Raw genomic sequence first — 26,031 nt, 5'->3', positions numbered from 1 at the left:
CCAATACGTACCTTCGCTTTACACGGCCTGACGCAACCCTTTGATTTTGCTTGGGGTCTGTCGCATTGTGCGACCAGCGTCACGGGTATAAACTTTGCGCACTTTACACAGAGGCCCTTGGCGGTTCGCATGAACCGCTAGTCAGCATGAAACCGATTCAGCTGCCCCTGAGTGTGCGTCTGCGTGATGACGCCACTTTCGTCAATTACTATCCAGGCGCCAATGCCGCTGCACTCGGCTATGTCGAGCGGCTGTGCGAAGCCGACGCCGGGTGGACGGAAAGCCTCATCTATCTATGGGGCAAGGACGGGGTAGGGCGCACGCATTTGTTGCAGGCGGCCTGCCTGCGCTTCGAACAGATGGGCGAGCCTGCGGTTTATTTGCCATTGGCCGAAGTCATCGACGAAGGCATCGAGCTGTTCGACCATCTGGAGCAGTACGAGCTGGTGTGCCTGGACGACCTGCAGGCGGTGGTTGGCAAGCCAGAATGGGAAGAGGCCCTGTTTCACCTGTTCAACCGCCTGCGTGACAGTGGCCGACGTCTCTTGATTGCGGCTTCCAAGTCGCCACGTGAACTGCCGGTCAAGCTGCCGGACCTCAAGTCGCGCCTGACCATGGCGCTGGTGTTCCAGATGCGTGGCCTGTCCGATGAAGACAAGCTGCGTGCCTTGCAGCTGCGTGCCTCGCGCCGTGGCCTGCACCTGACCGATGAAGTCGGGCATTTCATCCTCACGCGTGGCACCCGCAGCATGAGCGCGCTGTTCGAGCTGCTGGAGCGTCTGGATCAGGCCTCGCTTCAGGAGAAGCGCAAGCTCACCATTCCCTTTCTCAAAGAGACGCTTGGGTGGTAGACGAGGCGCTGTTGATGCAAACGGCAGCCGCACTGCGCCATGCACAGCGGATCCTGATCATTACCGGTGCCGGCCTTTCGGCTGATTCGGGTTTGCCGACCTATCGCGGCGTTGGCGGGCTCTATAACGGCAGAACCGATGATGGCCTGCCGATAGAGGTGGCCTTGTCCGGGCCGATGTTGCGCCGCGATCCTGCGTTGTGCTGGAAGTACATCGCTCAACTGGGCAAGGCGTGTCTGGGTGGCCAGCCCAACTCCGCGCACTACGCGATCGCCCAATTGCAGCGCATCAAACCTGAATGCTGGGTGCTGACCCAAAACGTCGATGGCTACCATCGTGCCGCTGGCAGCCCTCCAGACAGGCTGATCGAGATCCATGGACAGATGTCGCCGCTGTTCTGTCAGTCGTGCGGCGCGCAGGATGCAGGCCTGAGTGAACACCTTGATCGCCCTTTGCCGCCGCTGTGCTCCATCTGTGATGGCGTTTTGCGACCGTCCGTCGTTCTTTTTCAGGAAATGCTCCCGGAACGAGCCCTGGAAACACTGTATGAACAACTGGCTAAAGGCTATGACGCCGTGGTGAGCATCGGCACCACGGCGAGCTTCCCGTATATCCATGAACCTGTGATCAGGACCCGGGTTTCCGGGGGTTTTACGGCTGAAATCAATCCTGAGCCAACCGATCACAGCGCGCAAATGGACGTCTTTTTGAAGTGCAGGGCGGCACATGTCATGGAAAAACTGATAAGTCACATTTAGTTCGATTGAATTTGCAAATCACTTTCATAGCGGGCATAGTCTCGCCTTCTTAACAGTTCAGCCACGGTCGTGCTCATGCAAGTTGTTCGCTTCGCACCCCTCGTGCCACTCGCACTCGTTACGTTCCTGTTCGGTTGCTCGGCCAATATGCCGGTTGCGCAGCACGATCAGGTTCAGCCAAAGCCTCGTTACCAGAACACCGTCACTGCACAGTCCGCTGCCCATCGCGCCGACGCCGCCACCCTGCAGGACGAACTGGCCACCGAAGACGAGCTGGCTCAGTTCTCTGACAACCAATCCTACAAACTGCCGGTTCTGGCCGACAGTATCCTTGAACGTGGCAAGGCCCTGATCGGTACGCGTTACCAGTTCGGCGGCACGTCGACCCGTTCGGGTTTCGATTGCAGCGGTTTCATCGGCTACCTGTTTCGTGAAGAGGCGGGCATGAACCTGCCACGCTCCACGCGCGAAATGATCAATGTCGATGCGCCTCTGGTCTCGCGCAACAATCTCAAGCCGGGCGATCTGCTTTTCTTCAGCACGCGCGGCCGTGGACGTGTCAGCCATGCAGCGATCTATGCAGGCAACGACCAGTTCATCCACTCCAGCAGCCGTCGTAGTGGCGGTGTGCGCATCGACAGCCTCGATGATGCCTACTGGAGCAAGACCTTCATCGAAGCCAAGCGTCCGCTGGCAATGGCACCTGGCACGGTCGCGGTGAAAGCCCCTGCCGAAGCCACGCAGACAACCGCCATGACCTCGACTACAGTCAAGACCGTCGTAAAACGCCGTAAATAATGGGATACGCAGACAGGCCAGTGGCCTGTCTGCGTTTTTGAGCTTCTCGGCAGCGTAAGCCGCATCCAGATCAGGTTGTTGTGGTTATGTCGATTGCTTTGCGCCTGATGGTGCTTTCCTTAGCTGCGTTGCTTGGCGCCTGTGCCAGCGCACCGCCGCCGCCTGCCTCGCCCCGGATCGTTCAGCGTCCGGTGGTCACCGCACCTCCCCAGATTCTTTCCCCGGCTGCCGAAGACGTGCTGTTTCGTGCGTTGGGTCTGGTCGGCACGCCTTATCGCTGGGGTGGCAACACGCCGGATTCGGGTTTCGATTGCAGTGGCCTGATCGGCTATGTCTATCGTGATGCGGCCGGTATCTCGCTCCCTCGTTCGACCCGAGACATGGTGGTGATGGGCGCGCCGAACGTGCGCCGCGAGCAATTGCAGTCAGGGGATCTGGTGTTCTTCGCTACTTCTGGTGGCTCGCAGGTCTCCCATGCCGGTATCTACGTCGGGGAGGGCCGCTTCGTACATGCCCCTGCCACCGGCGGCACCGTCAAGCTCGACAGCCTCGACAAACCGTATTGGCAGAAAGCCTACCTTAACGCCAAACGCGTGATCCAGCCGTCGAACCTGGCGCAGAATCGTCCCTGATTACCGCCGTTTCGATGGTGCAAGCGCCCGCCGATGTCTGGCAGTTGGCAAGGGAGTCTGGGAGGTGGCTTGTCGGCGGTTCGGTTTTTTGGTCAGCGCTCTCAGCGCCTGAAATAGCCCCATCGCCGGCAAACCGCCTCCCACAAACTTACTCCCTGAGGCGTCTTGTATCTACTGAGCCGCCTTCACCGACGTCACTCGCCAGATCTTGTTGCCCACGTCATCGGCCACCAACAGTCCGCCGTGATGGTCATTCACCACGCCTACCGGACGGCCCATGGCTTTTTCGTCGCTGTTGAGAAAGCCGGTCAGTACATCCACCGGCGCGCCATTGGGTTTGCCGCCGCTGAATGGTACGAACACCACCTTGTAGCCGCTGTGCGGTTTACGGTTCCAGGAGCCGTGCTGGCCGATGAACATCCCCTCGTTGAACGGTGCCGCCAGCGTCTTGCCATCGGCGAAGACCAGACCCAGTGAGGCGGTATGCGGGCCGACGGCGTAGTCCGGGGCGATAGCCTTGGCGACCAGTGCCGGGTTCTGCGGCTTGACGCGTTCGTCGACGTGCTGGCCGTAGTAGCTGTAAGGCCAGCCATAGAAACCGCCATCCTGCACCGAAGTCACGTAATCGGGCACCAGATCGCTGCCGATCTCGTCACGCTCGTTGACGGCTGTCCATAGCTTGCCAGTGGTGGGTTCCCAGTCCATGCCGTTGGGGTTGCGCAGCCCCGAGGCGAAGATGCGATGGCTTCCAGTGGCCGCGTCCACTTCCCAGATCGCTGCGCGGCCTTCTTCCTTGTCCATGCCGTTCTCGGCCACGTTACTGTTGGAACCGACGGTGACGTACAGCTTGCTGCCGTCCTTGCTGGCAATGACGTTCTTGGTCCAGTGGTGATTCAGCGTGCCGCCCGGCAGGTCGACCACTTTGGTTGGCTGGGCACTGATCGAGGTCTGGCCGCTTTCATAAGGGAAGCTGATCAGCCGATCGGTATCGGCCACGTACAGCTTGTTGCCGACCAGGGTCATGCCGAACGGCGAGTTGAGGTTCTGCAGAAAGACGCTGCGGGTTTCCGCCACACCGTCATGGTTGGTGTCGCGCAGCAAGGTGATACGGTTGGCGCTCGGCACGCCCGCACCGGCGCGGCCCATGACCTTTTCCATGACCCAGCCACGAATGCCTTTACCGTCATCCGGCTTGGCCGGCGAATTGGTTTCCGCGACCAGCACGTCGCCATTGGGCAGCACGTAGAGCCAGCGCGGGTGATCCAGATGTTCGGCGAAGGCACCGACCTGCGTGCCTGGCGCGGCTACCGGCTTGGCGTCTTTCTCCCAGCCGACGGCTGGGGCGATATTGACCGTGGGGATCAGCGTTTTGTTGGGTTCCGGCAATTTCGGAGAGGGTCCCGTTCCGTCCGAGACCTGCAGGGTCGAAGACTCGCCGCATGCCGCAAGGCCGCCTGCGAGCAGAAGCAGTACGGCGTACTGTGGTCTGATTTTGAACATGGTGAATCTCCATCGAGAAAGGCTTGGTCCGTAAGGGATAGAGACACCCCGTTCGCTGAGGTTCAATTGTGTGCAGGGATTGGCTGCGCCAGGCAAGTGAATGGCCTATATGCCATTACGCTGCAGTGTCGATTGACGCTCCACCCCCAACCCTCTACCCTTCGCGGTTTGTTTCAGGTGCTCTGCAATCTTCCCGATTGGCAGGGTGAAACAGGGAAGCCGGTGAGGGTCATTCGACCCGATTCCGGCGCTGCCCCCGCAACGGTAAATGAGTCAAGGCTGTGCATCGTGCCACTGTGTTTCGACATGGGAAGGCGTGCAGCCGGGATGACCCGCTCATGAGCCCGGAGACCGGCCTGAAATACTCAATGGCATCACGGAGGGTGATGCTCTGTGCAGGGCGTTGCCGTGCTGTTCAGTGCTGTCCTTCCGTCTGCTTTCGCGACCCCCCAAAGCGGAGAGCCGAGATGAACGAATCCCCCGAACGCGACGAACGCCATCTGGCGCGCATGCTGCGCAAGAAAGCCGTGATGGATGAGCGTATCGCCAGCTCTCCTAATGAATGCGGCCTGATACTGGTGCTGACCGGCAACGGCAAGGGCAAGAGCAGTTCGGCGTTCGGCATGCTCGCACGCGCCATGGGCCACGGCATGCAGTGCGGCGTGGTGCAGTTCATCAAAGGCCGGAACAGCACGGGTGAAGAGATGTTCTTTCGCCGTTTCCCCGAGCAGGTGCGTTACCACGTGATGGGCGAAGGCTTCACTTGGGAAACCCAGGATCGCCAGCGCGACATCGCCGCGGCCGAAGCCGCCTGGGCCGTGAGTGTGGAAATGCTGCGCGACCCGACTATTGGCCTGGTGGTGCTCGATGAGTTGAACATCGCCCTCAAGCATGGCTATCTGGACCTTGAGCAAGTATTGAGCGACCTGCAAGCCCGCCCGCCCATGCAGCATGTGGTGGTGACTGGTCGTGGTGCCAAACCCGAATTGATCGACCTGGCCGATACCGTTTCCGATATCGGCGTGGTCAAACACGCGTTCCAGTCCGGCATTCGGGCGCAGAAAGGTATCGAGTTATGAGTGGCCGATCATGAGAACCCCCAGGGATTGCCCCGCCGTATTGATCGCCGCACCCGCGTCTGGCCAGGGCAAGACCACCGTCACCGCGGCACTGGCCCGCCTGCATCGTAATCAAGGCCGCAAGGTCCGGGTCTTCAAGTGCGGGCCGGACTTTCTCGATCCGATGATTCTGGAGCGCGCGAGCGGCGCGCCGGTGTATCAGCTGGACCTGTGGATGATCGGCGCAGACGAGAGTCGCCGCCTGCTCTGGGAAGCGGCTGGCGAAGCCGACCTGATTCTGATTGAAGGTGTAATGGGGCTGTTCGACGGCACGCCGTCCAGCGCCGATCTGGCGCGCCACTTCGGTGTGCCGGTGCTCGGTGTGATTGACGGCACGGCCATGGCGCAGACCTTCGGTGCTTTGGCACTGGGACTGGCGCGCTACCAGCCGGACCTGCCGTTTGCCGGGGTGCTGGCCAACCGCGTCGGCACCGTGCGCCACGCGCAACTGCTGGAAAACAGCCTGACCGAAGGTTTGCGCTGGTACGGTGCTTTGTCGCGGGAAACCGGTTTCGAGCTGCCGAGCCGTCATTTGGGGCTCGTGCAGGCCAACGAGCTCAATGACCTGGACCTGCGTCTGGACATGGCAGCGGCGGCGCTGACCAGCACCTGCGAAGTGTCCTTGCCGCCAGCGGTCACCTTCACGGCTCCCGACCCGGTCGAGATCCTGCCGCTGCTCGACGGCGTACGCATAGCCGTGGCGCGCGACGAAGCCTTTGCGTTCATCTATGGCGCCAGCCTCGACCTGCTGCGCAACATGGGCGCAGAACTGACGTTTTTCTCGCCGATCCACGACAGCCATTTGCCTGAAACCGATAGCCTCTATCTACCCGGCGGCTATCCAGAGTTGCACCACGTCGAGCTGTCTGCAAACTCGACGATGCTGGCAGACATCAGGGCGCACCATGCGGCAGGCAAACCCACGCTGGCCGAGTGTGGCGGCATGCTGTACCTGCTGGATGCGCTGATCGATGTCGAGGGCGTGCGCGCCACACTGGTGGGGCTGCTGGCAGGCGAAGCGGCGATGCAGAAACGGCTGGCCGCGCTGGCCCTGCAATCAGTCGGGCTGCCCGAAGGCGAGCTGCGCGGCCACACCTATCACCACTCGCTGACCACCACCGAGCTAAAGCCGATTGCCCGAGGGGTCAGCCCCAATGGCGGGCGCGGAGCCGAAGCGGTCTACCGTGATGGCCGCCTGACCGCCTCTTACGTCCATTTCTATTTTCCGTCCTGTCCACAGGCAATTGCGGCCTTGTTCAAGCCATGACCGAGCACGCGTTCAATGATCAAGAGCGGGCAGCGGTGTATCGCGCGATAGCCGAGCGCCGCGACATGCGCCACTTCATCGGGGGCAGCGTGGCGCCCGAGGTGCTGGCCCGGTTGCTGGAGGCTGCTCATCAGGCGCCCAGCGTCGGCCTGATGCAGCCTTGGCGCTTCATTCGGATCAGCGACCCGGCCCTGCGCAGCAACATGCAGGCGCAGGTCGAAGAAGAGCGGATCCGCACCGCTGAAGCCTTGGGCGAGCGCACCGATGAGTTCATGAAACTCAAGGTCGAAGGCATCAACGACTGCGCCGAAGTGCTGGTGGCCGCGCTGATGGAAGGGCGCGAGCAACACATTTTCGGTCGCCGGACCTTACCGGAAATGGACATGGCATCGCTGTCCTGCGCGATTCAGAACCTGTGGCTGGCCGCACGGGCCGAAGGGCTTGGCATGGGCTGGGTCTCGCTGTTCGACCCGGACGCGCTGGCCGATCTGCTGGCCATGCCGGAAGGGGCCAAACCGCTGGCGATTCTGTGCTTGGGGCCGGTGAAAGAGTTTTACCCTGCGCCCATGCTGGTGCTGGAAGGCTGGGCGCGGGCGCGTCCGCTGCATGAGTTGTTGTATGAGAATCAATGGGGAGTGGGTCAATGAGTGTGGCGCTGTTGAGCGTGGCCGGGGTTGCGCTGGATGCGCTGCTGGGCGAGCCGAAACGCGGTCATCCACTGGTGGCGTTCGGGCGTTTCGCCAATCGTCTGGAGCAGCGTTTCAACAGTGGCGGTCGAGGCTGGCGCAGTCATGGCGTCACGGCCTGGTTCGTGGCGGTGATACCGCTGACGCTGTTGGCCACGCTGCTGAGCTGGGCACCCTTCTTGGGTTGGCTGATTGAAATACTGGCGCTGTATTGCGCGCTCGGCATGCGCAGCCTCGGCGAACACGTACAGCCTGTGGCTCAGGCCCTGCGCAGTGATGACCTGGAGGAGGCGCGTCGTCGGGTCAGCTATCTGGTCAGTCGCGAGACCTGCGAACTTGATGCCACCGAGGTCGCTAGTGCCGCCACCGAGTCGGTGCTGGAAAACGGCAGCGACGCAGTGTTCGCCGCGCTGTTCTGGTTTGTCGTGGCCGGTGTTCCTGGCGTGGTGCTTTATCGTTTGAGCAATACCCTTGACGCCATGTGGGGTTATCGCAATGAGCGCTTCGAGCGTTTCGGCTGGGCAGCAGCCAAAATTGACGACCTGCTCAACTACATTCCTGCGCGTCTGGTCGCGTTGACTTACGCGTTGCTGGGCAAGACCCGCCTTGCGATACGCTGCTGGCGTACTCAGGGACCCACGTGGGACAGCCCCAACGCAGGCCCGGTGATGGCCGCTGGCGCAGGTGCGCTGGGCGTCGAACTGGGCGGCGCGGCGATTTATCACGGTGAGCTGCATCAACGCCCTAAATTGGGTGAAGGTGTACCCGCTGACGCGAACTCCATTGATCGTGGCTGGGAGCTGGTGCAGCGCGGCGTCTGGCTGTGGCTGCTGGTGCTGTGCGTCGGGACCGAATTCTATGCTTGAGCACGGCGGGCGATTGCGCGCTGCGGCGCAGCATTACGGCATCGATCAGGCTGACTGGCTGGATTTGTCCACCGGTATCGCGCCGTGGTCATGGCCGGTGCCGGACATTCCCCAGCGCGCCTGGGCGCGACTGCCCGAGACCGACGATGGGCTTGAAGCCGCGGCCTGCGCCTACTATGGCGCGCCGCAGGTGCTGTCGGTGCCTGGTTCGCAGGCGGCGATTCAAGCGCTTCCGCGGGTGCGCAGTGCTGGTCGGGTCGGTGTGTTGTCTCCCTGCTACGCCGAGCACGCGCATGCCTGGCGCAAGAGTGGCTTCATGGTGCGCGAGGTTGGCGAGCATGAAGTGGATTACTTTCTCGACAGCCTCGACGTACTGGTGGTGGTCAACCCTAACAATCCGACCGGCCTGCACCTGAGCGCCGAACGTCTGCTGGAGTGGCATGCACGACTGGCGGAGCGGGGCGGCTGGCTGGTGGTGGATGAGGCGTTCATGGACAACACGCCACCGCTCAGTCTGGCGGCCGAGACCTGGCGCATCGGGCTGATCGTCCTGCGTTCGTTCGGCAAGTTCTTCGGGCTGGCCGGGGTCAGGCTCGGTTTCGTGCTGGCCGAGCCTGGCTTGCTCAGGCTGCTGGCTCAGGAAGTCGGACCCTGGGCCGTCAGCGGGCCGACGCGGATTCTGGGTCAAGCCTGCCTGCGTGATCGCGAGGGGCAGGTGCAACAGCGTTTGCGCACCGATCAGGCACGTGATCGTCTGGTGGCGTTGCTTGAGTCGTACGGTCTGGCACCCCAGGGCGGCTGTGCATTGTTCCAATGGCTGGTTACCGCCGAAGCCCAGGCCATCTATGAGTTCTGCGCCCGGCGTGGCGTGCTGTTGCGCCTGTTTGAAGGCCTGACCCCGGAAGCGTCCAGCCTGCGTTTCGGGCTGCCTCTGGATGAAGCCGACTGGCGACGCCTGCACACCGTCCTGTTTGAATACCGTAAGGAATCTCCATGGCCACGTTGATGGTACAAGGCACCACGTCCGATGCCGGTAAAAGCACGCTGGTGACGGCCCTGTGCCGCTGGCTGACGCGGCAAGGCGTCGAGGTCGTGCCGTTCAAGCCACAGAACATGGCGCTTAACAGCGCCGTAACCGCTGACGGCGGCGAGATCGGGCGAGCCCAGGCGGTTCAGGCTCAGGCCTGTAACCTGGCACCGCATACTGACATGAACCCGGTGCTGCTCAAGCCCAACAGCGACACCGGCGCGCAGGTCATCATCCACGGCCGAGCCGTCACCACCATGAATGCGGTGGCGTATCACAGCTATAAAGAGATCGCCATGCGCGCGGTGCTTGAGTCCCATGAGCGTCTTGGCCAGCGCTACCCGGTGATCATGGTCGAAGGTGCCGGGTCGCCCGCCGAGATCAATCTGCGCGCCAACGACATTGCCAATATGGGGTTCGCCGAAGCTGTCGATTGCCCGGTGTTGCTGATTGCCGACATCAACCGGGGCGGCGTCTTTGCGCATCTGGTGGGTACGCTGGAGTTGCTGTCGCCCAGCGAGCAGGCGCGGGTCAAGGGCTTCATCATCAACCGGTTTCGTGGCGACATTGCCCTGCTTCAACCGGGTCTGGACTGGCTGGAAGCGCGCACCGGCAAACCGGTGGTCGGCGTGCTGCCCTACGTCATGGACCTGCATCTGGAGGCCGAGGACGGTCTTGATCAGCGCCAGACCGACAAGGTCGAGCAGGTGCTGAATGTGGTGGTGCCGGTGTTGCCACGCATCAGCAACCACACCGATTTCGACCCGTTGCGCCTGCATCCCCAGGTCAATCTGCAATTCATCGGGCCTGGCCAGGCGATACCGCCTGCCGACCTGATCATTCTGCCTGGCTCGAAAAGCGTGCGCAGTGACCTCGCTTACCTGCGCGCCAATGGCTGGGAAGACGCCATTCAGCGCCATCTGCGCTATGGCGGCAAGCTGATGGGTATCTGTGGCGGGCTGCAGATGCTCGGCGAGCAAATGCATGACCCGCTGGGGCTGGAGGGCGTTGCGGGGTCGAGTCCGGGCCTTGGCCTGCTGGCCATGAGCACGGTGCTTGAGTCCGAGAAACAGCTGCGCAATGTGCGTGGACGCCTGACGCTGGAGGACGCAGAAGTCAGTGGCTACGAGATCCACGCAGGTGTCACCACGGGCCTGGCGCTGGAGCAGGCCGCCGTTCGGCTGGACGACGGTCGTTGCGATGGCGCGCAAAGCGCCGACGGGCAGATTCTAGGCACTTACCTGCATGGCCTGTTCGAATCGCCTGCCGCGTGCAGCGCATTGCTGCGCTGGGCGGGCTTGCACGACGTGCAGCAGGTGGATTATCACGCCCTGCGCGAGCGGGACATTGAGCGTCTGGCGGATCTGGTGGAAAAACACCTGGACGGCACATTGCTGCGTCAACTGTGCGGTCTGGAGGCGAACTGACATGCTGCAACTGATTCTGGGTGGTGCGCGCTCCGGCAAGAGCCGCCTGGCCGAGAAACTGGCCGCCGAGACGGGCCTGAGTGTGACCTACATCGCCACCAGCCAACCGCTGGACGGCGAGATGAATCAACGTGTCGCCAGCCACCGTGCCCGCCGCCCCGAGCACTGGGGATTGGTGGAAGAACCGGTCGAGCTGGCGCGCGTGCTGCGAGACCATGCAGCGCCCGACCAATGCCTGCTGGTGGATTGCCTGACCCTGTGGCTGACCAACCTGCTGATGCTTGAAAATCCCGGGCGTCTGGCGCAAGAGCGCGATGCACTGCTCGAGTGCCTGGCTGTGCTGCCGGGTGAAATCATTTTTGTCAGCAACGAAACCGGGCTGGGCGTCGTGCCTCTCGGTGAGCTGACCCGCCGCTATGTTGACGAAGCGGGCCTGTTGCACCAATCCCTGGCTGAGCGTTGCCAGCGAGTGGTGTTGACCGTGGCTGGCTTGCCCCTGACTCTGAAAGGAACCGCGCTATGAGTAACTCCTGGTGGCTTGAGCCCGCGCAGGCCATTGATGTGCCGATGCGTGAAGCGGCTCTGCTCCGTCAACAACAACTGACCAAGCCGGCCGGCTCGCTGGCGCAACTGGAGCGGCTTGCCGTGCAGCTCGCCGGTCTGCAGGGGCGCGAACGCCCCAAGGCCGATGAGGTCTGGATCGCGATTTTCGCGGGCGATCACGGAGTGGTGGCTGAAGGTGTGTCGGCCTACCCACAGGCTGTCACCGGCCAGATGCTGCATAACTTCGTCAGCGGTGGCGCGGCCATCAGCGTGCTGGCCCATCAGCTTTCGGCGCAACTGGATGTCGTGGATCTGGGCACGGTATTGCCGGTTGATCTGCCGGGCGTGCGTCATTTGCGTCTGGGGGCGGGCACCGCGAACTTTGTCCAAGGCCCGGCCATGACTGCCGAGCAAGGGCTCGCAGCCCTGCAGGCCGGACGCGACAGTGTGCTGCGCGCCAAGGCCGTCGGAACCGAACTGTTCATTGGCGGCGAAATGGGTATTGGGAATACCACCGCAGCCAGTGCGGTTGCCTGCTCAATGCTCGAATGCGCCGCGCAACTGCTGGTCGGCCCAGGCACCGGGCTGAACGCCGAAGGCATCATGCACAAGACTCAGGTCATTGAGCGTGCACTGAAGCTGCATGCCGAGCATGCAGGTGATCCGCTGCACAGCCTGTTAAGCCTTGGCGGCTTCGAGATTGCCGCGTTGGCGGGTGCTTACCTGGCGTGTGCGCAGGAAGGCATCGTGGCGCTGGTCGATGGTTTTATCTGCAGCGTGGCCGCGCTGGTGGCGGTACGCCTTAATCCGTCGTGCCGTCATTGGCTGCTGTTCGGCCATCGGGGGGCTGAAACAGGTCATCGTCATGTGCTGGAAACCCTGCAGGCCGAGCCGCTGCTGGACCTGGGTCTGCGCCTGGGCGAGGGCAGTGGGGCGGCGCTGGCCGTTCCATTGGTGCGCATGGCCTGCGCGCTGCACAACGGTATGTCGACCTTTGCTGAAGCCAGCGTGTCGGATCGCCCGGCATGACCTTGCGCCTGGACATGCTGCGTCATGGTGAAACCGAACTGGGTGGCGGTCTGCGCGGCAGCCTCGACGATGCATTGACCGAACTCGGCTGGCAACAGATGCGTGCGGCAGTGGCTGAGGCCGGGCCGTGGCAGCGAATCATCAGCTCCCCGCTGCAACGTTGCGCGCGCTTCTCTGAAGCGCTGGCTGAGCGTCTGTCGTTACCTCTGCAGCTTGAGCCAGGGCTGCAAGAACTGCACTTCGGTGAATGGGAAGGTCACAGCGCTGCGCAGTTAATGGAAACGGATGCTGAAGGGCTGGGGTTGTTCTGGAATGACCCTTACGCGTTTACACCCCCCGGCGGCGAGCCGGTGATCGACTTTTCAGCGCGCGTTGTCGGTGCTGTGCAGCGCCTGGGTGAAAGGTATGCCGGCGAGCGGGTGTTGCTGGTCAGTCACGGCGGCGTGATGCGCCTGCTGCTGGCGCAGGCGCGTAGATTGCCGCGTGAGCAACTGTTGCAAGTGGTGGTTGGCCACGGCGCGCTGCTGTCGATCAATGTTGCCGCTGATGGCGTTCTGACGGAGGCCTGACATGCTGCCATTCTGGATCGCTCTGCAATTTCTCGGCAGCTTTCCGATTCGCCTGCCTGGCATGCCGCGCCCAGAGGAAACCGGACGCTCACTGTTGTTCTATCCCTTGGTGGGTGTGCTGTTCGGCAGCGTATTGATGGGCCTGAACGCCTTGCTCAATGGCGCGCCGCCCATGCTGCACGCTGCGTTGCTGCTCTGCGCCTGGGTGTTGCTCAGCGGCGGTTTGCACCTGGACGGTCTGGCAGACAGCGCTGATGCCTGGCTGGGTGGTTTCGGGGATCGCGAGCGAACCCTGACCATCATGAAGGACCCGCGCAGCGGGCCGATTGCGGTGGTCACGCTGGTACTGGTGTTACTGCTCAAGTTCACCGCCATTCTGGCGCTGATCGAAAGCCACCACAGCATCGCATTGCTGCTGGCACCACTGATCGGGCGCAGCGCAATGCTGGGTCTGTTTCTGAGTACGCCCTATGTGCGCGCTGGCGGGCTGGGCCAGGCGCTGTCGGATCACTTGCCGCGTGGCGCTGCTCGCCAGGTGTTGCTGACCTGTGTGGTGGCCTGCGTTCTGTTCGCCGGCTGGTCGGGGCTGGCGGCCGTGATGGTCTCGATGGTCTGTTTTCTGTGGTTGCGCCAGGTGATGATCCGACGCCTGGGCGGCACGACGGGCGACACCGCGGGCGCGTTGCTTGAGTTGCTGGAAGTCGCGGTATTGCTGGCGATGGTGCTGTTCTGAGCACCACCCGATAAGCGATTGACAGGCTCCTGCACCGAGGCGTAGTTTCGCGGTTATCGATTTACGGGCATATCCACGCTTTTCTGGTCAGGGAGCACTATAACAATGACATCGGTCTGGCGTACCAGTGGCTGGATATTGCTCGGGAGTGCATTGATTCTTGCGCTTTCGCTGGGAACACGACACGGTTTCGGGCTGTTTCTGGCACCCATGAGCGCGGATTTCGGTTGGGGGCGTGAGGTGTTCGCCTTCGCCATCGCTTTGCAGAACCTGATGTGGGGCCTGGCGCAGCCGTTTGCCGGAGCGCTGGCGGACCGCTTTGGCGCGGCCAGGGTCGTGTTTGTCGGAGGCGTGCTGTATGCCGTTGGCCTTGCATGCATGAGCATGGCGGACTCGCCATTGAGTCTGTCGCTGAGCGCGGGGTTGCTGATCGGTATCGGCCTGTCCGGTACTTCATTTTCCGTCATCCTCGGCGTTGTGGGGCGAGCCTTGCCGGCCGAGAAACGCAGCATGGGTATGGGGATTGCCAGCGCGGCCGGCTCGTTCGGTCAGTTCGCCATGTTGCCCGGCACGCTGGGCCTGATCGGCTGGTTGGGTTGGTCCGGTGCCTTGCTGGTGTTGGGCGTTATGGTCGCGCTGATCCTGCCGCTGGTGGGCATGCTCAAGGACAAACCGACCGAATCGGTGGGCGTTCAGCAGACGCTGGGCGAAGCATTGCGTGAAGCCTGCTCGCACTCAGGCTTCTGGCTGCTGGCGTTGGGCTTCTTCGTCTGTGGGTTTCAGGTGGTGTTCATCGGCGTGCATCTGCCCGCCTATCTGGTCGACCAGCACTTGCCGGCCAAGGTTGGCACCACGGTGCTGGCGCTGATCGGTCTGTTCAACATTTTCGGCACCTACACGGCGGGTTGGCTGGGTGGCCGCATGTCCAAGCCACGCTTGCTGACGCTGCTGTACTTGCTGCGTGCGGTGGTGATCGTGCTGTTCCTGTGGATTCCCCTCAGCCAGACAACGGCCTATCTGTTCGGTGTGGCCATGGGGCTGCTGTGGCTGTCCACGGTGCCGCTGACCAACGGCACGGTCGCGACCCTGTTCGGGGTGCGCAACCTGTCGATGCTCGGTGGTATCGTCTTCCTGTTCCACCAGTTGGGCGCGTTTCTTGGCGGCTGGCTGGGTGGGCTGGTGTATGACCATACCGGGAGTTACGACTTGATCTGGCAGGTATCGATTCTGCTCAGTCTGTTGGCCGCTGCCCTCAACTGGCCGGTGCGCGAGCGCCCTGTGGCGCGGTTGCAGGCACAGGCGAGCGTCGTATGAACAGGCACTGGCCTCTGTGGACGGCGCTCGCTGCGGGCGTCGCAGCGCTGGCGCTGGTCTGGTGGGGCTGGCAGCATGTCGGCCTGGCTGCGTTGCAACTGGGCATGGGTGCTTGCTAGGCAGAAGGCGTCTGTTGGGGTAGCGTGTCTGCAGACAGCCACCACTTCCAGGGACGCCTTGATGAACACTCGCTTTATATCGATTCCCTTTCTGCTGCTGGCCATGAGCGGCGCCGCCATGGCTGCTGACTGCCCGGCACTGTTGCAGGGCGAGCTGCCCAAGCTGCGTTCCAAGGAAAACATCGACCTGTGCCAGCGTTATGCGGGCAAGCCGATGGTGGTGGTCAATACCGCGAGCTTTTGCGGCTTCGCCCCACAATTCAAAGGTCTTGAAGAGCTGAGCCAGCGTTATAAGGGGCAGGGACTGGAAGTGTTGGGCGTGCCGTCCAATGACTTCAAGCAGGAGGCCAAGGACGGAGAAGAAACCGCCAAGGTCTGCTACGTCAATTACGGCGTAACCTTCACCATGACCGAGCCACAGGCCGTGCGAGGCGAGGACGCTACCCACCTGTTCAAGGTGCTCGCCGAGCAGAGCAGCGCCCCGCGCTGGAACTTCTATAAGTACGTGGTGGATCGTCAGGGCAACGTGGTCGCCAACTTCTCCAGCATGACCAAGCCGGATGATCCTGATTTGATAGCAGCAATCGAGAAAGCAATTGCGTCCAAGCCCTGAGGCTTTGCGTGGTAATGCCTCTCAGGGCGCTCCGTGTATGCTTTGCCAGCGTTTACGCAAGACAACAAAAAGCCCGCCATCCTTGAGGATGTGCGGGCTTTTTCTCAGCCGGTTGTCAGTCGTCCATCAGAAGCGATAGGTGACCGAAGTACCGAGGCCATGCGCAGTGTTACGGAAGTCAGCGCTGTACGAGCCTTTGGTAGCGCTGCTGTTGCGGATCTTGGCTTCATCTTCACGCAGATACGAGTAGGCCACGTCGATGGTCAGGTCGTCGGTCGGGCTCCAGCCAGCGCCGAAGCTGACAATCTTGCGGTCGCCGGTCGGGATGCGTGGAGAGCGGTTGACGTTGTTGGTTGGCGACTGATCCACGGAGAAGCCCGTGCGCAGTGTCCATTCCTTGTTGACCTTGTACGAAGCACCGATGGCGTGCGCCCAGGTGTCGTGCCAGTCCTGCTCTTCGGAGATGCGACCGATCGGACCAGCCGAGCCGCCCAATTGTGCGGGAACGCCATCGTTATTGACGGTGATGTCGGTCAGACGGCTCCAGCGAGTCCAGGTGCTGCCAGCGTAGACCGTCCAGTTCTCGTCGATCTGTTGGGTGATGGAGAAGTCCACCGACTCAGGCGTGGAGATGTCCAGCGAGGCGTCGTACTTCTGGCCGCCGAACGGACCAAAGCCCGAGCCTTCGATCTTGGTCTTGCCCTTGAGCTTGTAGTCGACCTTGGAGTGATAGGTCAGGCCCAGGCGTGTGGTATCGGTTGCCTGAACCAGGATGCCGGCATTGAAGCCCAGAGCGGTGTCGTCGCCTTCGATCTTGACCTTGCCGTCGTTACGGCCCGGTGTCGCGGCGTTAAGAGTAGAAGAGGTCAGCTCACCGTCGATGCGGTTGATGGTCGGGCCGAAACCGATGGACACCTTGTCATTGAAGGCGTAGCTGACGGTCGGCTGGAAGGTCACGACCTGCACGTGACTCTTGTCGCCCCAGTAGCGACCGGCGAAGCCGCTTTCATAGTCGGTCACCAGACCGAACGGTGCATAAACGCCCAGGCCGAATGCCCAGTGATCATCAATTGGCTTGACGTAGTAGCCCATGGGTACGCCCACCAAGGGCACCATGTCGCCGTCGTTGCTGCCGCCGAAGGTGCCGCGACCGTTGTCGATATCGGTCTTGGCGATCACCGCTGCTGCGCCGAAGCTGATTTCTTCGCGTTTCAGGCGGGACATGCCGGCAGGGTTGCCAAAAACAGTGCTTGCGTCATCGGCAGAAGAAGAGCGGCCGGCAAAACCGGTGCCCATGCCGCTGATGCTTTGTTCATTGAGTGCGAAGCCGGCAGCGAATAGCTGAGAAGAGGCGAGGCCGATAGCCAGACCCAGTGTTGTCCTGTTCATTACTTTTGTCATTGTTTTCATTATTAGAGCTCCTTCGTGATCACCGGTCGGAAATTACCAACATTTTCGACGGCGCGCTATAGGCGGAGAAGCCCGATTTAGAGCTATTCTTGTAGGACAATCCTTAAATTATGCGGCGAAATGCCACGAACTCCGGATTCGAAGGTTTTACTCATGCCGGTAAATAAAGGGGCGCGACGCTGGCGTTCCAGCAAGCGACAAAATCCCGCAATCGACCATGGGGCTGAAAAACTTTTTTCCAGATTCTGGCCATGGCGATGGGGTCGTCTTCTCTGGGTAGCGAGGTGTTTTGCGCTTCGATCATCATCCAGGCAATGGCGGTGGAATAGCGCAGGTTGACAGTCAGTTCCAGATGCGGACCGCTGAGAAAGGCATGTTGACTGGCCAGGCCACGAACGCGACTGGCCAGATCTGGGTCCCGTGCCAGGTAGTCGTCCCATAGTTGCCGATGCCTGGGCTCGGGGATGCGGTACAGGCCGTGTCCGCGGCGGCTGTCGAGTTCTGCACCCAGGGCGGACTGGCTGGCTGCAATGCCTAGCAGCAATGATTCGGCGCGGTGGCTGCGACGATCAAGATAAATAAGAGTAGGGCGGATGACGTGACGGCATAATTCTATGGCTGCGATACCCATAATACTGTCGGCGCTCATGAAAGGTGACCGACGGTCCCTGATCAGTAGAGCGTGCAGACAGGGGCTACCGGGAGCGGCCTTGGGTCGCCTGAGTTGAAGTGTAGTGTCAGATTTACGGTGTAAAGGTCTGTTTTTAAATTGTTTGCGGCTCTGCCGACCAGTGGATAGATCGGTTAGTGATTAACTCACCCGCCTGGTCCAGAAATCCCAGACAATAAAAAACCTCGCCTGTGGGGGCGAGGTCCGGGTCGTGCAGCGAGGCGTTCGTCTCAGGCGGTAAGGGCCTGGCGGGTCCGCTCGATCACAGCCTGCAGCGGTTCGGCGCTGGCGTACTGATCGGGGTACAGGCGTTCGCTGTGACGGGCGATGCCATGCTCGTTGACGATGGTGAAGCTGAAGCAGCCTTTGCGGGCGGCCATGATCAGGCAATTCAGTGGTGCGAACGCGTTGGTCAGCGTATGAATGGCGTGTTGGGTCTGGTTATGGTGAGTCATGTTAGGTGTTTCCTGAATCAACACGGAACAATACCGTGCAAAAATAAAGATTCCAGTAAACGCGGGCCGGCATTGGGTCGTAAGGCCTGGCTGGGCGAAGAACCTGACTGGAACAAGACAGTCAGTTGAAGCGCGCTTGATCGTATGGCGCTCTGGCTGGCTGGTAGGTACTTAGGAGGGCAGGCAACACAACAGGAGCAAAGGTTCGACGCTCCGGGTGAAGATCCTGATCAATTGCAGGCTGGTTGAAGCAGAACATGATAGCCGTAACTGCACTGCCGCCAAGGTGGCTCACATGTGCGAAAGGGTCATGCCTGGAAACCATCGAGGTGGTCGATCCCTTGTAGCCAGCATTCTCTTTCTTTGGAAAGAGCTAACACTGGGGGACTTGTCGACCGGAATTGATTTTCAGCTTGGTACTAACGGCGGCTATACTATTCGAGGTTTGGATGGATTGCAAGCGGGTCAAGGAAATAATCCCCTTACCAGTGCCCGACGATACGATAGAGCAGCACCGTGGCAGAAGCGACCATCGAACAGCCGAGCAGGTAGGCCGCGATGGTCAGGCGTAACGGTTTGCGCTTTTCTATTGCTCGCATGATGTCGCCGACGTCGTTGATACGACCTTTGCTCAGGTCGCTGCAGATGATCAACGCGACAGCGATCGCCGATAACAGCACGGTATAGGCGAAAACGCCACCGTCTGGAGGCGGCAAAACGATGCTCGCGCCAACGGCAATGGCACAGACAGCCATCAGCAGCACGAAGAACTTCACTACTTCTCTCATCGTGTCCCTTAGCGTTCCGAGAAAGTGTTCCGAGAAAAAGTGCGTGGCAGCAAAGACCGTGATGATAATTCGCGGCCTGTGCTTCAGGCAGGGCTTGGACAGCGCCACACGCATTATGTCCCGGGCAGGACGTTATGCCACGCAACGAGCGCAATGAGCGGGTATGAAAGGGCGTTGTTGCACGGTGAGAAGCACGCTGAAAGCTGCATGTTCATTGAGAATGCAGTGCAGTTGATGCTTATCTGCAACGTTTTTTCAGACCCTTTGAAATCGGTGGTTTTTGAGTTGTGCACATTAGCGCCGTAAGCTGCTACATCACTGTCACATGCTTCGCTAAGGGCTTGATTTATGATGGTGAATTATTAAGTCAATGAAAAACATCGTTTTTTTTAACTGGTGAAAAAATCGTCAGTTTGAGCGCAAGCCCCATTCTGTCTACGTTTGCGCGGGTTAAAGGGGGGTTGTCCACTGAGTTATCCACAGCTTCTGTGGATTGTCCGATTGAAACAGGCTGTGAATTGAACGTGTGCCCGCCATCGAAAGCGAGTAGAATCTCGTCCCCCGATTCGCCCCCGCGCTGTCTATAAAGCCCGTTCGCGGCGCTGCCGTTGATGCACTCTCTATTTTTGTGAAGGCTTTACGCATAATGCGGCTGGCATTCATTCGGCCTGCATGGAGTCGTTATGGCATTTGACTTGAACAGCCTGTTGATAGGGCTCGGTGCTGCAGGGTTGCCGCTGCTGGCCTGGGTCTGGCATCTGCACGGTCAACTGACGCGCCGTGATGCCGAGACAGCGCTTCTGGATGAGCGTCTGAGCATGGCGCAAATGGCCCAGGACGGTCTCAATGCCCAACTGGACGCCGCCCGCGACGAGATCAGTGACCTTGGTCAGGCCAATGCTGCCAAGCAGGCGGATCTGGCGGCCTTGCGCCGAGAGGTCGAGTTGTTGCGTCAGGAATGTGATAACGCTCGCGACGCCGCTCAGGGCTGGGTTCAGGAGCGCGCGGCGAAAGAGAGCGAGTTGCGCCGTCTCGACGCGCAATGCGCGGCCCTTGGTGCGGAGTTGCGCGAGCAACAGGACAGTCACCAGCAGCGTTTGAACGATCTTCAGGGCTCGCGAGATGAGTTGCGCGCCCAGTTCGCGGAGCTGGCCGGCAAGATTTTCGATGAGCGTGAACAGCGCTTTGCCGAGACCAGTCAACAGCAGTTGGGGCAATTACTCACGCCCTTGAAGGACCGGATCCAGTCGTTCGAGAAGCGCGTCGAAGAAAGCTACCAGAACGAGGCCCGCGAGCGTTTCTCCCTGGCCAAGGAGCTGGAGCGCCTGCAGCAGCTCAATCTGCGTCTGAGCGACGAGGCCACCAACCTGACGCGGGCGCTCAAGGGCCAGAAGACTCAAGGCAACTGGGGCGAGTTGATTCTGGAGCGGGTGCTGGAGCACGCAGGGCTGGAAAAGGGCCGTGAATACCAGACCCAGGTCAGCCTCAAGGGACCCGACGGGGAGCGCTTTCAGCCAGACGTGCTGATTATGCTGCCGGGCGATAAACAGGTCGTGGTCGACGCCAAGGTCAGTCTCACGGCTTATCAGCAGTATGTCTCGGCGGATGATGACGTGATCGGTCAGGCGGCGCTGAAACAGCATGTCCTGTCGCTGCGGAACCACGTCAAAGGGCTTTCGGGCAAGGATTACAAGCGGCTTGAAGGGCTGCACAGCCTGGATTTCGTGCTGCTTTTCGTGCCTATCGAGGCCGCTTTTTCCGCGGCGCTTCAGGCCGAACCGAACCTCTTTCAGGAAGCCTTCGACCGAAACATCGTGATCGTCAGCCCTACGACGCTTCTGGCGACCTTGCGCGTGATCGACAGTCTATGGAAGCAGGAGCGCCAGAGTCAGAACGCGCGGGAAATCGCCGAGCGCGCCGGCTGGCTGTACGACAAGTTCGTACTGTTCATCCAGGATCTGGACGAAGTAGGCAGCCGCCTTCAGCAACTGGATAAAGCCTATTCGGCGGCGCGCAACAAGCTGACTGACGGGCGTGGCAATCTGGTCAGTCGCAGTGAACAGCTCAAGCTGCTGGGCGCCCGTGCCAGCAAGAGCCTGCCGCCGGATCTGCTGGAGCGCGCGATGACCGATGAGGAAGGATTGGTGCGGTTGCCGGAATGAGTGGGCAAGTGGCCGTCCGTCGCAAAGACTAGATGGAAATCTCCGCAGATGTCACATTGCCCATATCGGGAAAATTGTTTTCCGTAATGCTCGGCGAACCAATGACAAGCTTCTATGATCTCTATTGAGTGATCAGCACAGGTTGGTTGCCGTGTTTTCCCTTAAGGGGGCTTTATGAACAGCAAACTGCAAGAATGGCTCCATGATCTGGGTGTTGCGCTGGGTCTGATCGAGCGTCCGAAGCTACAGCCAATACCGGTTCGTACTGAAGACCCACGTCGTCGTCCGCGCCGCTAAGCCCGACCCGCATGCGCTGTCGCAAGGGCAGTGCAAAAACGCCATGGCATCGGGGCGCACCAGCGTCCCGACATAAGGGTGTTCTGTCACTGTCGCCGACGGGCGCGACGGTGCCTGGTTTCCCGCTCCTCCTTTTCTTGTAACGATTCCTGGTGCATCAACACAATCAGGTCCACCACCATCGGCAGCGATACATGCTGAGGTCGGTTGAGCGCGCGTTGGCGAATGAACTCGGGAAACTCGAAATTGAATTCGTGCCCCAACTGGCTGAACAGCTCATCCACATCTGCGTCGTCCAGCACCAGGTCCCTGAACGTGGCTTCATCGCGGATTTCGGCCTTGTCCACCAGAATGATGCCTAGCGCATCCAGCACCCTTTGTTTGATCCCCTCGCGATTCATGAGAGCCCCTGATGTTGATCGTGTGATCCAGCAGGGGGACTTCATGTCACCAGCCCTGTGCATTGAGGCTAGCTGAAATCCAAAGTGCGGCCGCCAATTGCGTCGGCGCAACGAGGCCGAGTTGTTTAAACTGCCGCGTTACGCGACAGGCGGCAGGCATTGCCATCCGATGTCGTGCCAGCGCCTTCAGAAAGAGTAGTGAAAACAGATGCCCCGCGCCCGATGTGAACGTTGCCTGCGCCCTGACGCTCATTGCCTGTGCGCCTTGATTCCGCAGCTGGACAGTCGAACCCGTGTGCTGATATTGCAGCACACGAGCGAGGCGGGACATGCACTGAACACCGCACGCCTTGCGGCGCTCGGGCTGACCCATGCGCAAATGAAGGTCGGGGAAGTATTCGATGACCTGGAGGCTTTGCTCAGGCCGCCCGGTTATCAGGCCCGTCTGCTGTTTCCGGGCGAAGGGGCTCAACCATTGGAGTGTCAGCCTGCCGACGCGCCACCCATCCTGTTGGTGGTGCCCGATGGCACGTGGCGCAAGGCGCGCAAGTTACTGCACCTGAACCCGCTGCTGGCTGCTTTACCGAGGGTAACGCTTGGCGATGTTCCGGCTTCGCGTTATCGCTTGCGTAAAGCGCCAGGACCGGATGCGTTGTCGACGCTTGAGGCGATCGTCCATGCCTTGCAGACGCTGGAAGCACCTGCGACTTTCGAGGCGCTGCTCAAACCATTCGATGCGTTGATAGAGGGTCAGATTCAGGCCATGGGCAGCGAGACCTATCGGCGCAACCATGGCTCGCGTGAACATGATTAAAACACTTCGTGGCCATAACGCTGTGCATCTGTAACTGTCGCTTTGCGGATCAGCGCCTAGAATGAAGGGCTCGTCCTGACTTTTTCGGAACCTCTGATGCACATCTCTTCTGGCCGCTGGGTGTATGGCCTTTGTCTTGCGTTGTTGACTGCGCTGCTCTGGGGCATTTTGCCCGTCAAACTCAAACAGGTGCTGCAGGCCATGGACCCGGTGACGGTGACCTGGTTCAGGTTGCTGGTGTCCGGTTCCGTGCTGTTTATCTGGCTGGCCTCGGTCAAGCGCCTGCCCAGCTTCAAGCTGCTGGGGCGTCGGGGCAAGGTTCTGGTGCTAATGGCTGTGCTCGGGTTGGTGGGTAATTACATGCTGTACCTGGTCGGTCTGCGCATGTTGAGCCCCGGTACGACACAGCTGTTGATTCAGATCGGCCCGATTCTGATGCTGATCAGCAGCATCTTTCTGTTCAAGGAGCGTTTCAGTATCGGGCAGGGCATCGGTCTTGCGATATTGCTGGTCGGTTTCGGGCTGTTCTTCAATCAGCGGCTGGTCGAGTTGCTCACCTCGTTGGGTGATTACACCCTGGGTGTGCTGATCGTGCTGATGGCGTCAGTGGTCTGGACTTTCTACGGGTTAAGCCAGAAACAATTGCTGACGGTGTGGAATTCGTTGCAGGTCATGATGGTGATCTACCTGTTCTGCGCGCTCTTGATCACGCCGTGGGCGCATCCTGCCAAGGCCTTGCAACTGAGCCCGCTGCAAGGCTGGCTGTTGCTCGCATGCTGTCTGAACACGCTGGTGGCGTATGGTGCTTTCGCCGAAGCGCTGGCGCACTGGGAGGCGTCTCGTGTGAGTGCGACACTGGCGCTGACGCCCTTGATCACGTTGGGCACGGTGGCAATTGCCGCCTGGTTGTGGCCAGCCTACGTGCAGGCCGAAGAGATCAATGCGCTGGGCTATGGCGGTGCATTGTTGGTGGTACTGGGGTCAGCACTGACGGCCCTGGGGCCGTCACTGGTTGCGGGGCTCAGGGCGAGAAGGGCCAGGCTGGCGCAGGCTTGAAGCGATTCAGCGCTTGCCCAGAGCGAGCGCCTGATGAAGCCATTGTTGTCGCTGCTCCTCGGTCGAGGTGCGCACCGGCGCGAACTCCGTCAGGCGCTGGGTTTTGATCCCGCAGAACGCGAGAATCGTGCGAATCATCTGCCGATGTGCCGGCGCACCGTAGATCCAGTGGAAGTAGCGAGGCGGGGTGTCCATGGTCACCAGCAACTCTGCCGTGCGGCCTCTGAGCAGTTCATTGGAGGGATGTCGACGTCCGTGAGCCTTGAAGGCGAAACCGGGCATCAGGACCCGGTCGAAAAAACCGGTCAGCAGTGCGGGCAGCCCACCCCACCAGACCGGATAAACGAACACCAGATGCTCGGCCCAGTGAATCTGCCGCTGAGCACCGAGCAGGTCGGGTTCGAGCGCCTGACTTTGTTCGTAGCCATGGTGCAGGATAGGATTGAAATCCAGTTCCCCCAGCTTCAAGACCCTTACCACATGGCCTTCGTTGCGCGCGCCCTGTGAGTAGGCTTCGCCGAGGGCGTGGCACAAGCTGACGGTCTTGGGCGTGCCATAGACCATCAGGATGCGTTTGCCGCTGCCTTCCAGCGGCGTGGCGCCACTTTTGGCGTCAGCCATTGCTGCCTGCCTCGAGCATCTTGTCCGGGCGTACCCAGGCGTCGAACTCTTCATCGGTCAGGAAACCCAGCGCGAGCGCAGCTTCACGCAGTGTCAGGCCTTCGGTGTAGGCCTTCTTGGCAATCTGGGCCGACTTGTCGTAGCCAATGTGCGGGTTCAGTGCGGTCACCAGCATCAGGCCGCGCTCCAGGTGTTCCGCCATTTTTTCCGCATCAGCTTCCATGCCGGCGATGCAGTGCTCATTGAAGTTACTGCAGCCGTCAGCCAGCAAGCGGATTGATTGCAGGATGTTATGGATGATCACCGGCTTATAAACATTGAGCTGCAAATGGCCCTGGCTCGCAGCAAAGCCAATGGTCACGTCGTTACCCATCACCTGACACGCCAGCATCGACAGCGCCTCGCACTGCGTCGGGTTGACTTTGCCTGGCATGATCGAGCTGCCGGGCTCATTGGCGGGCAGGCGCACTTCGGCCAGCCCCGCGCGAGGTCCGGAACCGAGCAGACGCAGGTCGTTGGCGATTTTCATCAGCGCCACAGCCAGCGTCTTTAACGCACCGGACAGCGCAGTGAGTGGCTCGTGACCGGCCAGCGCCGCGAATTTGTTGGGTGCGGTGACGAAGGGCAGCCCGGACAAGGCAGCCAGCTCGGCAGCCACGGCTTCGGCGAAGCCCTTGGGCGAATTCAGCCCGGTGCCCACGGCGGTGCCGCCCTGAGCCAGCTCATACACCGCTGGCAGCGTGGCGCGGATGGCTTTTTCCGCGTAGTCCAGTTGAGCGACAAAACCCGACAGTTCCTGGCCGAAAGTAATCGGCGTGGCGTCCATCATGTGCGTGCGGCCAGTCTTGACCAGCTTCATGTGGCGCGCCGATTGCTCGGCGAGCCCTGTGGACAGCTCGGCAATCGCCGGCAACAGCTTTTCTTTCACCGCCTGCGCCGTGGCGATGTGCATGGCCGTCGGGAAGCAGTCATTGGAGCTTTGCGAGCGGTTGACGTGATCGTTAGGGTGTACCGGCAATTTGCCGCCCCGGCCTTGGCCTGCCAGTTCATTGGCGCGCCCGGCAATCACTTCATTGACGTTCATGTTGCTCTGCGTGCCACTGCCGGTCTGCCAGACCACCAGCGGGAACTGGGCGTCGTGCTGACCGTCCAGCACTTCGTCGGCGGCCTGTTCGATCAGGCGGGCGACATCGGCGGGCAGATCGCCGTTGCGATTATTGACGCGGGCAGCGGCTTTCTTGATCAGCGTCAGTGCGTGCAACACCGGCAGCGGCATACGCTGATCGCCGATGGCGAAGTTGATCAGTGAGCGTTGGGTCTGGGCGCCCCAGTAAGCGTCTTCAGGGACTTCGATCGGGCCAATGCTATCGGTTTCTGTGCGGCTCACTGTGCTTACTCCTTTAAGTGCATTGCAGGTTAGGTGTCCAGATGGAGGCAGGGTTCCCGAGCATCGCTTTTTAACCGCTCGGTGAACCGGGGGTTGAGCCAAAAGGCTACATAAGCGCAG

Annotated in this window: 29 protein-coding genes and 1 riboswitch; of the genes, 21 read left to right on the top strand and 8 right to left on the bottom strand. The window is 60.8% G+C overall.

The genetic code is table 11. The features are described 5' to 3' along the window. Nucleotides 1-146 precede the first annotated feature (146 nt). From hda to H8S56_RS10020, 4 genes are all read left to right on the top strand, one after another. The gene (hda, locus tag H8S56_RS10035) at nucleotides 147-851 is read left to right on the top strand and encodes a DnaA regulatory inactivator Hda (protein WP_004884162.1); all 705 of its coding nucleotides are present in this window, start codon (nucleotides 147-149) and stop codon (nucleotides 849-851) included. Further along, nucleotides 845-1,609, top strand: coding sequence for an NAD-dependent deacylase (locus H8S56_RS10030; protein ID WP_187518535.1), 765 nt, complete (start codon nucleotides 845-847; stop codon nucleotides 1,607-1,609). The genes hda and H8S56_RS10030 overlap by 7 nt, the downstream gene beginning before the upstream one ends. Nucleotides 1,610-1,684: 75 nt before the next feature. Beyond that, nucleotides 1,685-2,407: a C40 family peptidase gene (locus H8S56_RS10025; protein WP_024688956.1), complete on the top strand. Its 723-nt coding sequence runs from the start codon at nucleotides 1,685-1,687 to the stop codon at nucleotides 2,405-2,407. An 86-nt stretch (nucleotides 2,408-2,493) separates the two neighbouring features. Beyond that, nucleotides 2,494-3,039 (top strand): C40 family peptidase, encoded by a 546-nt coding sequence (locus H8S56_RS10020; RefSeq protein ID WP_024688957.1) that lies wholly within the window; start codon nucleotides 2,494-2,496, stop codon nucleotides 3,037-3,039. A gap of 171 nt (nucleotides 3,040-3,210) precedes the next feature. Here H8S56_RS10020 and H8S56_RS10015 read toward each other — a convergent pair whose 3' ends face one another. Next, complete coding sequence (locus H8S56_RS10015; protein WP_024688958.1) at nucleotides 3,211-4,539, bottom strand: PQQ-dependent sugar dehydrogenase; 1,329 nt, start codon at nucleotides 4,537-4,539, stop codon at nucleotides 3,211-3,213. 158 nt (nucleotides 4,540-4,697) lie between these two features. Next, nucleotides 4,698-4,913, top strand: a riboswitch (cobalamin riboswitch). 93 nt (nucleotides 4,914-5,006) lie between these two features. On the opposite strand from H8S56_RS10015, the gene cobO reads away from it, so the two are divergent. From cobO to H8S56_RS09955, 13 genes are all read left to right on the top strand, one after another. Beyond that, nucleotides 5,007-5,618 (top strand): cob(I)yrinic acid a,c-diamide adenosyltransferase, encoded by a 612-nt coding sequence (cobO, locus tag H8S56_RS10010; protein WP_024688959.1) that lies wholly within the window; start codon nucleotides 5,007-5,009, stop codon nucleotides 5,616-5,618. Nucleotides 5,619-5,628: 10 nt separating this feature from the next. Beyond that, nucleotides 5,629-6,924 (top strand): cobyrinate a,c-diamide synthase, encoded by a 1,296-nt coding sequence (locus tag H8S56_RS10005; protein ID WP_187518534.1) that lies wholly within the window; start codon nucleotides 5,629-5,631, stop codon nucleotides 6,922-6,924. Beyond that, nucleotides 6,921-7,571 carry a 5,6-dimethylbenzimidazole synthase gene (gene bluB, locus H8S56_RS10000; RefSeq protein ID WP_187518533.1) on the top strand — a complete coding sequence of 217 codons (651 nt, stop codon included), beginning with the start codon at nucleotides 6,921-6,923 and terminating at the stop codon, nucleotides 7,569-7,571. The genes H8S56_RS10005 and bluB overlap by 4 nt, the downstream gene beginning before the upstream one ends. After that, the gene (gene cbiB / locus H8S56_RS09995) at nucleotides 7,568-8,476 is read left to right on the top strand and encodes an adenosylcobinamide-phosphate synthase CbiB (RefSeq protein WP_187518532.1); all 909 of its coding nucleotides are present in this window, start codon (nucleotides 7,568-7,570) and stop codon (nucleotides 8,474-8,476) included. Before bluB ends, cbiB begins: the two co-directional genes overlap by 4 nt. Continuing rightward, nucleotides 8,469-9,482, top strand: a complete 1,014-nt coding sequence (gene cobD / locus H8S56_RS09990) for a threonine-phosphate decarboxylase CobD (protein WP_187518531.1) — start codon at nucleotides 8,469-8,471, stop codon at nucleotides 9,480-9,482. Before cbiB ends, cobD begins: the two co-directional genes overlap by 8 nt. Beyond that, the gene (locus H8S56_RS09985; protein WP_024688964.1) at nucleotides 9,470-10,930 is read left to right on the top strand and encodes a cobyric acid synthase; all 1,461 of its coding nucleotides are present in this window, start codon (nucleotides 9,470-9,472) and stop codon (nucleotides 10,928-10,930) included. Before cobD ends, H8S56_RS09985 begins: the two co-directional genes overlap by 13 nt. 1 nt (nucleotide 10,931) lies before the next feature. Continuing rightward, complete coding sequence (gene cobU / locus H8S56_RS09980; protein ID WP_187518530.1) at nucleotides 10,932-11,453, top strand: bifunctional adenosylcobinamide kinase/adenosylcobinamide-phosphate guanylyltransferase; 522 nt, start codon at nucleotides 10,932-10,934, stop codon at nucleotides 11,451-11,453. Then, the gene (gene cobT / locus H8S56_RS09975) at nucleotides 11,450-12,502 is read left to right on the top strand and encodes a nicotinate-nucleotide--dimethylbenzimidazole phosphoribosyltransferase (RefSeq protein WP_024688966.1); all 1,053 of its coding nucleotides are present in this window, start codon (nucleotides 11,450-11,452) and stop codon (nucleotides 12,500-12,502) included. The genes cobU and cobT overlap by 4 nt, the downstream gene beginning before the upstream one ends. Continuing rightward, nucleotides 12,499-13,071 carry an alpha-ribazole phosphatase family protein gene (cobC, locus tag H8S56_RS09970; protein ID WP_187518529.1) on the top strand — a complete coding sequence of 191 codons (573 nt, stop codon included), beginning with the start codon at nucleotides 12,499-12,501 and terminating at the stop codon, nucleotides 13,069-13,071. Before cobT ends, cobC begins: the two co-directional genes overlap by 4 nt. Nucleotide 13,072: 1 nt before the next feature. After that, nucleotides 13,073-13,804, top strand: a complete 732-nt coding sequence (locus H8S56_RS09965; protein ID WP_024696408.1) for an adenosylcobinamide-GDP ribazoletransferase — start codon at nucleotides 13,073-13,075, stop codon at nucleotides 13,802-13,804. Nucleotides 13,805-13,909: 105 nt separating this feature from the next. After that, nucleotides 13,910-15,118: an MFS transporter gene (locus H8S56_RS09960; protein WP_187518528.1), complete on the top strand. Its 1,209-nt coding sequence runs from the start codon at nucleotides 13,910-13,912 to the stop codon at nucleotides 15,116-15,118. Beyond that, nucleotides 15,115-15,237 carry a hypothetical protein gene (locus H8S56_RS24635; protein ID WP_032610919.1) on the top strand — a complete coding sequence of 41 codons (123 nt, stop codon included), beginning with the start codon at nucleotides 15,115-15,117 and terminating at the stop codon, nucleotides 15,235-15,237. Before H8S56_RS09960 ends, H8S56_RS24635 begins: the two co-directional genes overlap by 4 nt. A 61-nt stretch (nucleotides 15,238-15,298) precedes the next feature. Further along, on the top strand, nucleotides 15,299-15,850 hold the full coding sequence (locus H8S56_RS09955; protein ID WP_187518527.1) for a glutathione peroxidase: 552 nt from the start codon (nucleotides 15,299-15,301) through the stop codon (nucleotides 15,848-15,850). Nucleotides 15,851-15,976: 126 nt separating this feature from the next. On the opposite strand, the gene H8S56_RS09950 is transcribed toward H8S56_RS09955, so the two are convergent. The 4 genes from H8S56_RS09950 to H8S56_RS09935 all read right to left on the bottom strand — a co-directional run bounded on the left by H8S56_RS09950 (nucleotide 15,977) and on the right by H8S56_RS09935 (nucleotide 19,173). Further along, entirely contained in the window at nucleotides 15,977-17,251 is a 1,275-nt protein-coding gene (locus tag H8S56_RS09950; RefSeq protein WP_032622931.1) for an OmpP1/FadL family transporter, read from the bottom strand. A 160-nt stretch (nucleotides 17,252-17,411) separates the two neighbouring features. Then, on the bottom strand, nucleotides 17,412-17,891 hold the full coding sequence (locus tag H8S56_RS09945; RefSeq protein WP_024688972.1) for a hypothetical protein: 480 nt from the start codon (nucleotides 17,889-17,891) through the stop codon (nucleotides 17,412-17,414). 269 nt (nucleotides 17,892-18,160) lie between these two features. Beyond that, a complete protein-coding gene (locus H8S56_RS09940; protein ID WP_024688973.1) occupies nucleotides 18,161-18,385 on the bottom strand; it encodes a hypothetical protein in 225 nt (74 codons plus the stop codon). A 482-nt stretch (nucleotides 18,386-18,867) separates the two neighbouring features. Next, the gene (locus tag H8S56_RS09935) at nucleotides 18,868-19,173 is read right to left on the bottom strand and encodes a hypothetical protein (protein ID WP_024688974.1); all 306 of its coding nucleotides are present in this window, start codon (nucleotides 19,171-19,173) and stop codon (nucleotides 18,868-18,870) included. Nucleotides 19,174-19,991: 818 nt separating this feature from the next. On the opposite strand from H8S56_RS09935, the gene rmuC reads away from it, so the two are divergent. Next, nucleotides 19,992-21,335, top strand: coding sequence for a DNA recombination protein RmuC (gene rmuC, locus H8S56_RS09930; RefSeq protein ID WP_187518562.1), 1,344 nt, complete (start codon nucleotides 19,992-19,994; stop codon nucleotides 21,333-21,335). Nucleotides 21,336-21,509: 174 nt separating this feature from the next. Beyond that, a complete protein-coding gene (locus H8S56_RS24630; protein WP_122697649.1) occupies nucleotides 21,510-21,632 on the top strand; it encodes a PA1414 family protein in 123 nt (40 codons plus the stop codon). Between the two features lie 86 nt (nucleotides 21,633-21,718). On the opposite strand, the gene H8S56_RS09925 is transcribed toward H8S56_RS24630, so the two are convergent. Next, the gene (locus tag H8S56_RS09925; protein ID WP_187518526.1) at nucleotides 21,719-22,033 is read right to left on the bottom strand and encodes a hypothetical protein; all 315 of its coding nucleotides are present in this window, start codon (nucleotides 22,031-22,033) and stop codon (nucleotides 21,719-21,721) included. Nucleotides 22,034-22,241: 208 nt separating this feature from the next. Between H8S56_RS09925 and H8S56_RS09920 the strand changes: the two genes are divergently transcribed. Beyond that, nucleotides 22,242-22,847 (top strand): tRNA-uridine aminocarboxypropyltransferase, encoded by a 606-nt coding sequence (locus tag H8S56_RS09920; RefSeq protein ID WP_024688978.1) that lies wholly within the window; start codon nucleotides 22,242-22,244, stop codon nucleotides 22,845-22,847. Nucleotides 22,848-22,943: 96 nt separating this feature from the next. After that, a complete protein-coding gene (locus tag H8S56_RS09915; protein ID WP_187518525.1) occupies nucleotides 22,944-23,903 on the top strand; it encodes a DMT family transporter in 960 nt (319 codons plus the stop codon). A 6-nt stretch (nucleotides 23,904-23,909) separates the two neighbouring features. Here the strand turns inward: H8S56_RS09915 and H8S56_RS09910 are convergent, their stop codons facing one another. Then, entirely contained in the window at nucleotides 23,910-24,524 is a 615-nt protein-coding gene (locus tag H8S56_RS09910; protein WP_187518524.1) for an NAD(P)H-dependent oxidoreductase, read from the bottom strand. Then, entirely contained in the window at nucleotides 24,517-25,911 is a 1,395-nt protein-coding gene (locus H8S56_RS09905; RefSeq protein WP_024688981.1) for a class II fumarate hydratase, read from the bottom strand. The genes H8S56_RS09910 and H8S56_RS09905 overlap by 8 nt, the downstream gene beginning before the upstream one ends. Nucleotides 25,912-26,031 lie beyond the last annotated feature (120 nt).

The sequence above is a fragment of the Pseudomonas triticifolii genome, assembly GCF_014358015.1.
In the GTDB taxonomy this organism is placed as follows: domain Bacteria; phylum Pseudomonadota; class Gammaproteobacteria; order Pseudomonadales; family Pseudomonadaceae; genus Aquipseudomonas; species Aquipseudomonas triticifolii.
This window is presented reverse-complemented; position numbering and strand designations above follow the sequence as displayed.

Coding starts and splice junctions, on each gene's coding strand:
- H8S56_RS10020 (WP_024688957.1), top strand. CDS start 2,494: ATGTCGATTGCTTTGCGCCTGATGGTGCTTTCCTTAGCTGCGTTGCTT.
- cobC (WP_187518529.1), top strand. CDS start 12,499: ATGACCTTGCGCCTGGACATGCTGCGTCATGGTGAAACCGAACTGGGT.
- rmuC (WP_187518562.1), top strand. CDS start 19,992: ATGGCGCAAATGGCCCAGGACGGTCTCAATGCCCAACTGGACGCCGCC.
- bluB (WP_187518533.1), top strand. CDS start 6,921: ATGACCGAGCACGCGTTCAATGATCAAGAGCGGGCAGCGGTGTATCGC.
- cobO (WP_024688959.1), top strand. CDS start 5,007: ATGAACGAATCCCCCGAACGCGACGAACGCCATCTGGCGCGCATGCTG.
- cobT (WP_024688966.1), top strand. CDS start 11,450: ATGAGTAACTCCTGGTGGCTTGAGCCCGCGCAGGCCATTGATGTGCCG.
- H8S56_RS09940 (WP_024688973.1), bottom strand. CDS start 18,385: ATGACTCACCATAACCAGACCCAACACGCCATTCATACGCTGACCAAC.
- hda (WP_004884162.1), top strand. CDS start 147: ATGAAACCGATTCAGCTGCCCCTGAGTGTGCGTCTGCGTGATGACGCC.
- H8S56_RS09960 (WP_187518528.1), top strand. CDS start 13,910: ATGACATCGGTCTGGCGTACCAGTGGCTGGATATTGCTCGGGAGTGCA.
- cobD (WP_187518531.1), top strand. CDS start 8,469: ATGCTTGAGCACGGCGGGCGATTGCGCGCTGCGGCGCAGCATTACGGC.
- cbiB (WP_187518532.1), top strand. CDS start 7,568: ATGAGTGTGGCGCTGTTGAGCGTGGCCGGGGTTGCGCTGGATGCGCTG.
- cobU (WP_187518530.1), top strand. CDS start 10,932: ATGCTGCAACTGATTCTGGGTGGTGCGCGCTCCGGCAAGAGCCGCCTG.
- H8S56_RS09935 (WP_024688974.1), bottom strand. CDS start 19,173: ATGAGAGAAGTAGTGAAGTTCTTCGTGCTGCTGATGGCTGTCTGTGCC.
- H8S56_RS10015 (WP_024688958.1), bottom strand. CDS start 4,539: ATGTTCAAAATCAGACCACAGTACGCCGTACTGCTTCTGCTCGCAGGC.
- H8S56_RS09955 (WP_187518527.1), top strand. CDS start 15,299: ATGAACACTCGCTTTATATCGATTCCCTTTCTGCTGCTGGCCATGAGC.
- H8S56_RS24635 (WP_032610919.1), top strand. CDS start 15,115: ATGAACAGGCACTGGCCTCTGTGGACGGCGCTCGCTGCGGGCGTCGCA.
- H8S56_RS09915 (WP_187518525.1), top strand. CDS start 22,944: ATGCACATCTCTTCTGGCCGCTGGGTGTATGGCCTTTGTCTTGCGTTG.
- H8S56_RS09925 (WP_187518526.1), bottom strand. CDS start 22,033: ATGAATCGCGAGGGGATCAAACAAAGGGTGCTGGATGCGCTAGGCATC.
- H8S56_RS09985 (WP_024688964.1), top strand. CDS start 9,470: ATGGCCACGTTGATGGTACAAGGCACCACGTCCGATGCCGGTAAAAGC.
- H8S56_RS09945 (WP_024688972.1), bottom strand. CDS start 17,891: ATGGGTATCGCAGCCATAGAATTATGCCGTCACGTCATCCGCCCTACT.
- H8S56_RS09920 (WP_024688978.1), top strand. CDS start 22,242: ATGCCCCGCGCCCGATGTGAACGTTGCCTGCGCCCTGACGCTCATTGC.
- H8S56_RS09910 (WP_187518524.1), bottom strand. CDS start 24,524: ATGGCTGACGCCAAAAGTGGCGCCACGCCGCTGGAAGGCAGCGGCAAA.
- H8S56_RS09965 (WP_024696408.1), top strand. CDS start 13,073: ATGCTGCCATTCTGGATCGCTCTGCAATTTCTCGGCAGCTTTCCGATT.
- H8S56_RS24630 (WP_122697649.1), top strand. CDS start 21,510: ATGAACAGCAAACTGCAAGAATGGCTCCATGATCTGGGTGTTGCGCTG.
- H8S56_RS10025 (WP_024688956.1), top strand. CDS start 1,685: ATGCAAGTTGTTCGCTTCGCACCCCTCGTGCCACTCGCACTCGTTACG.
- H8S56_RS10005 (WP_187518534.1), top strand. CDS start 5,629: ATGAGAACCCCCAGGGATTGCCCCGCCGTATTGATCGCCGCACCCGCG.
- H8S56_RS09950 (WP_032622931.1), bottom strand. CDS start 17,251: ATGACAAAAGTAATGAACAGGACAACACTGGGTCTGGCTATCGGCCTC.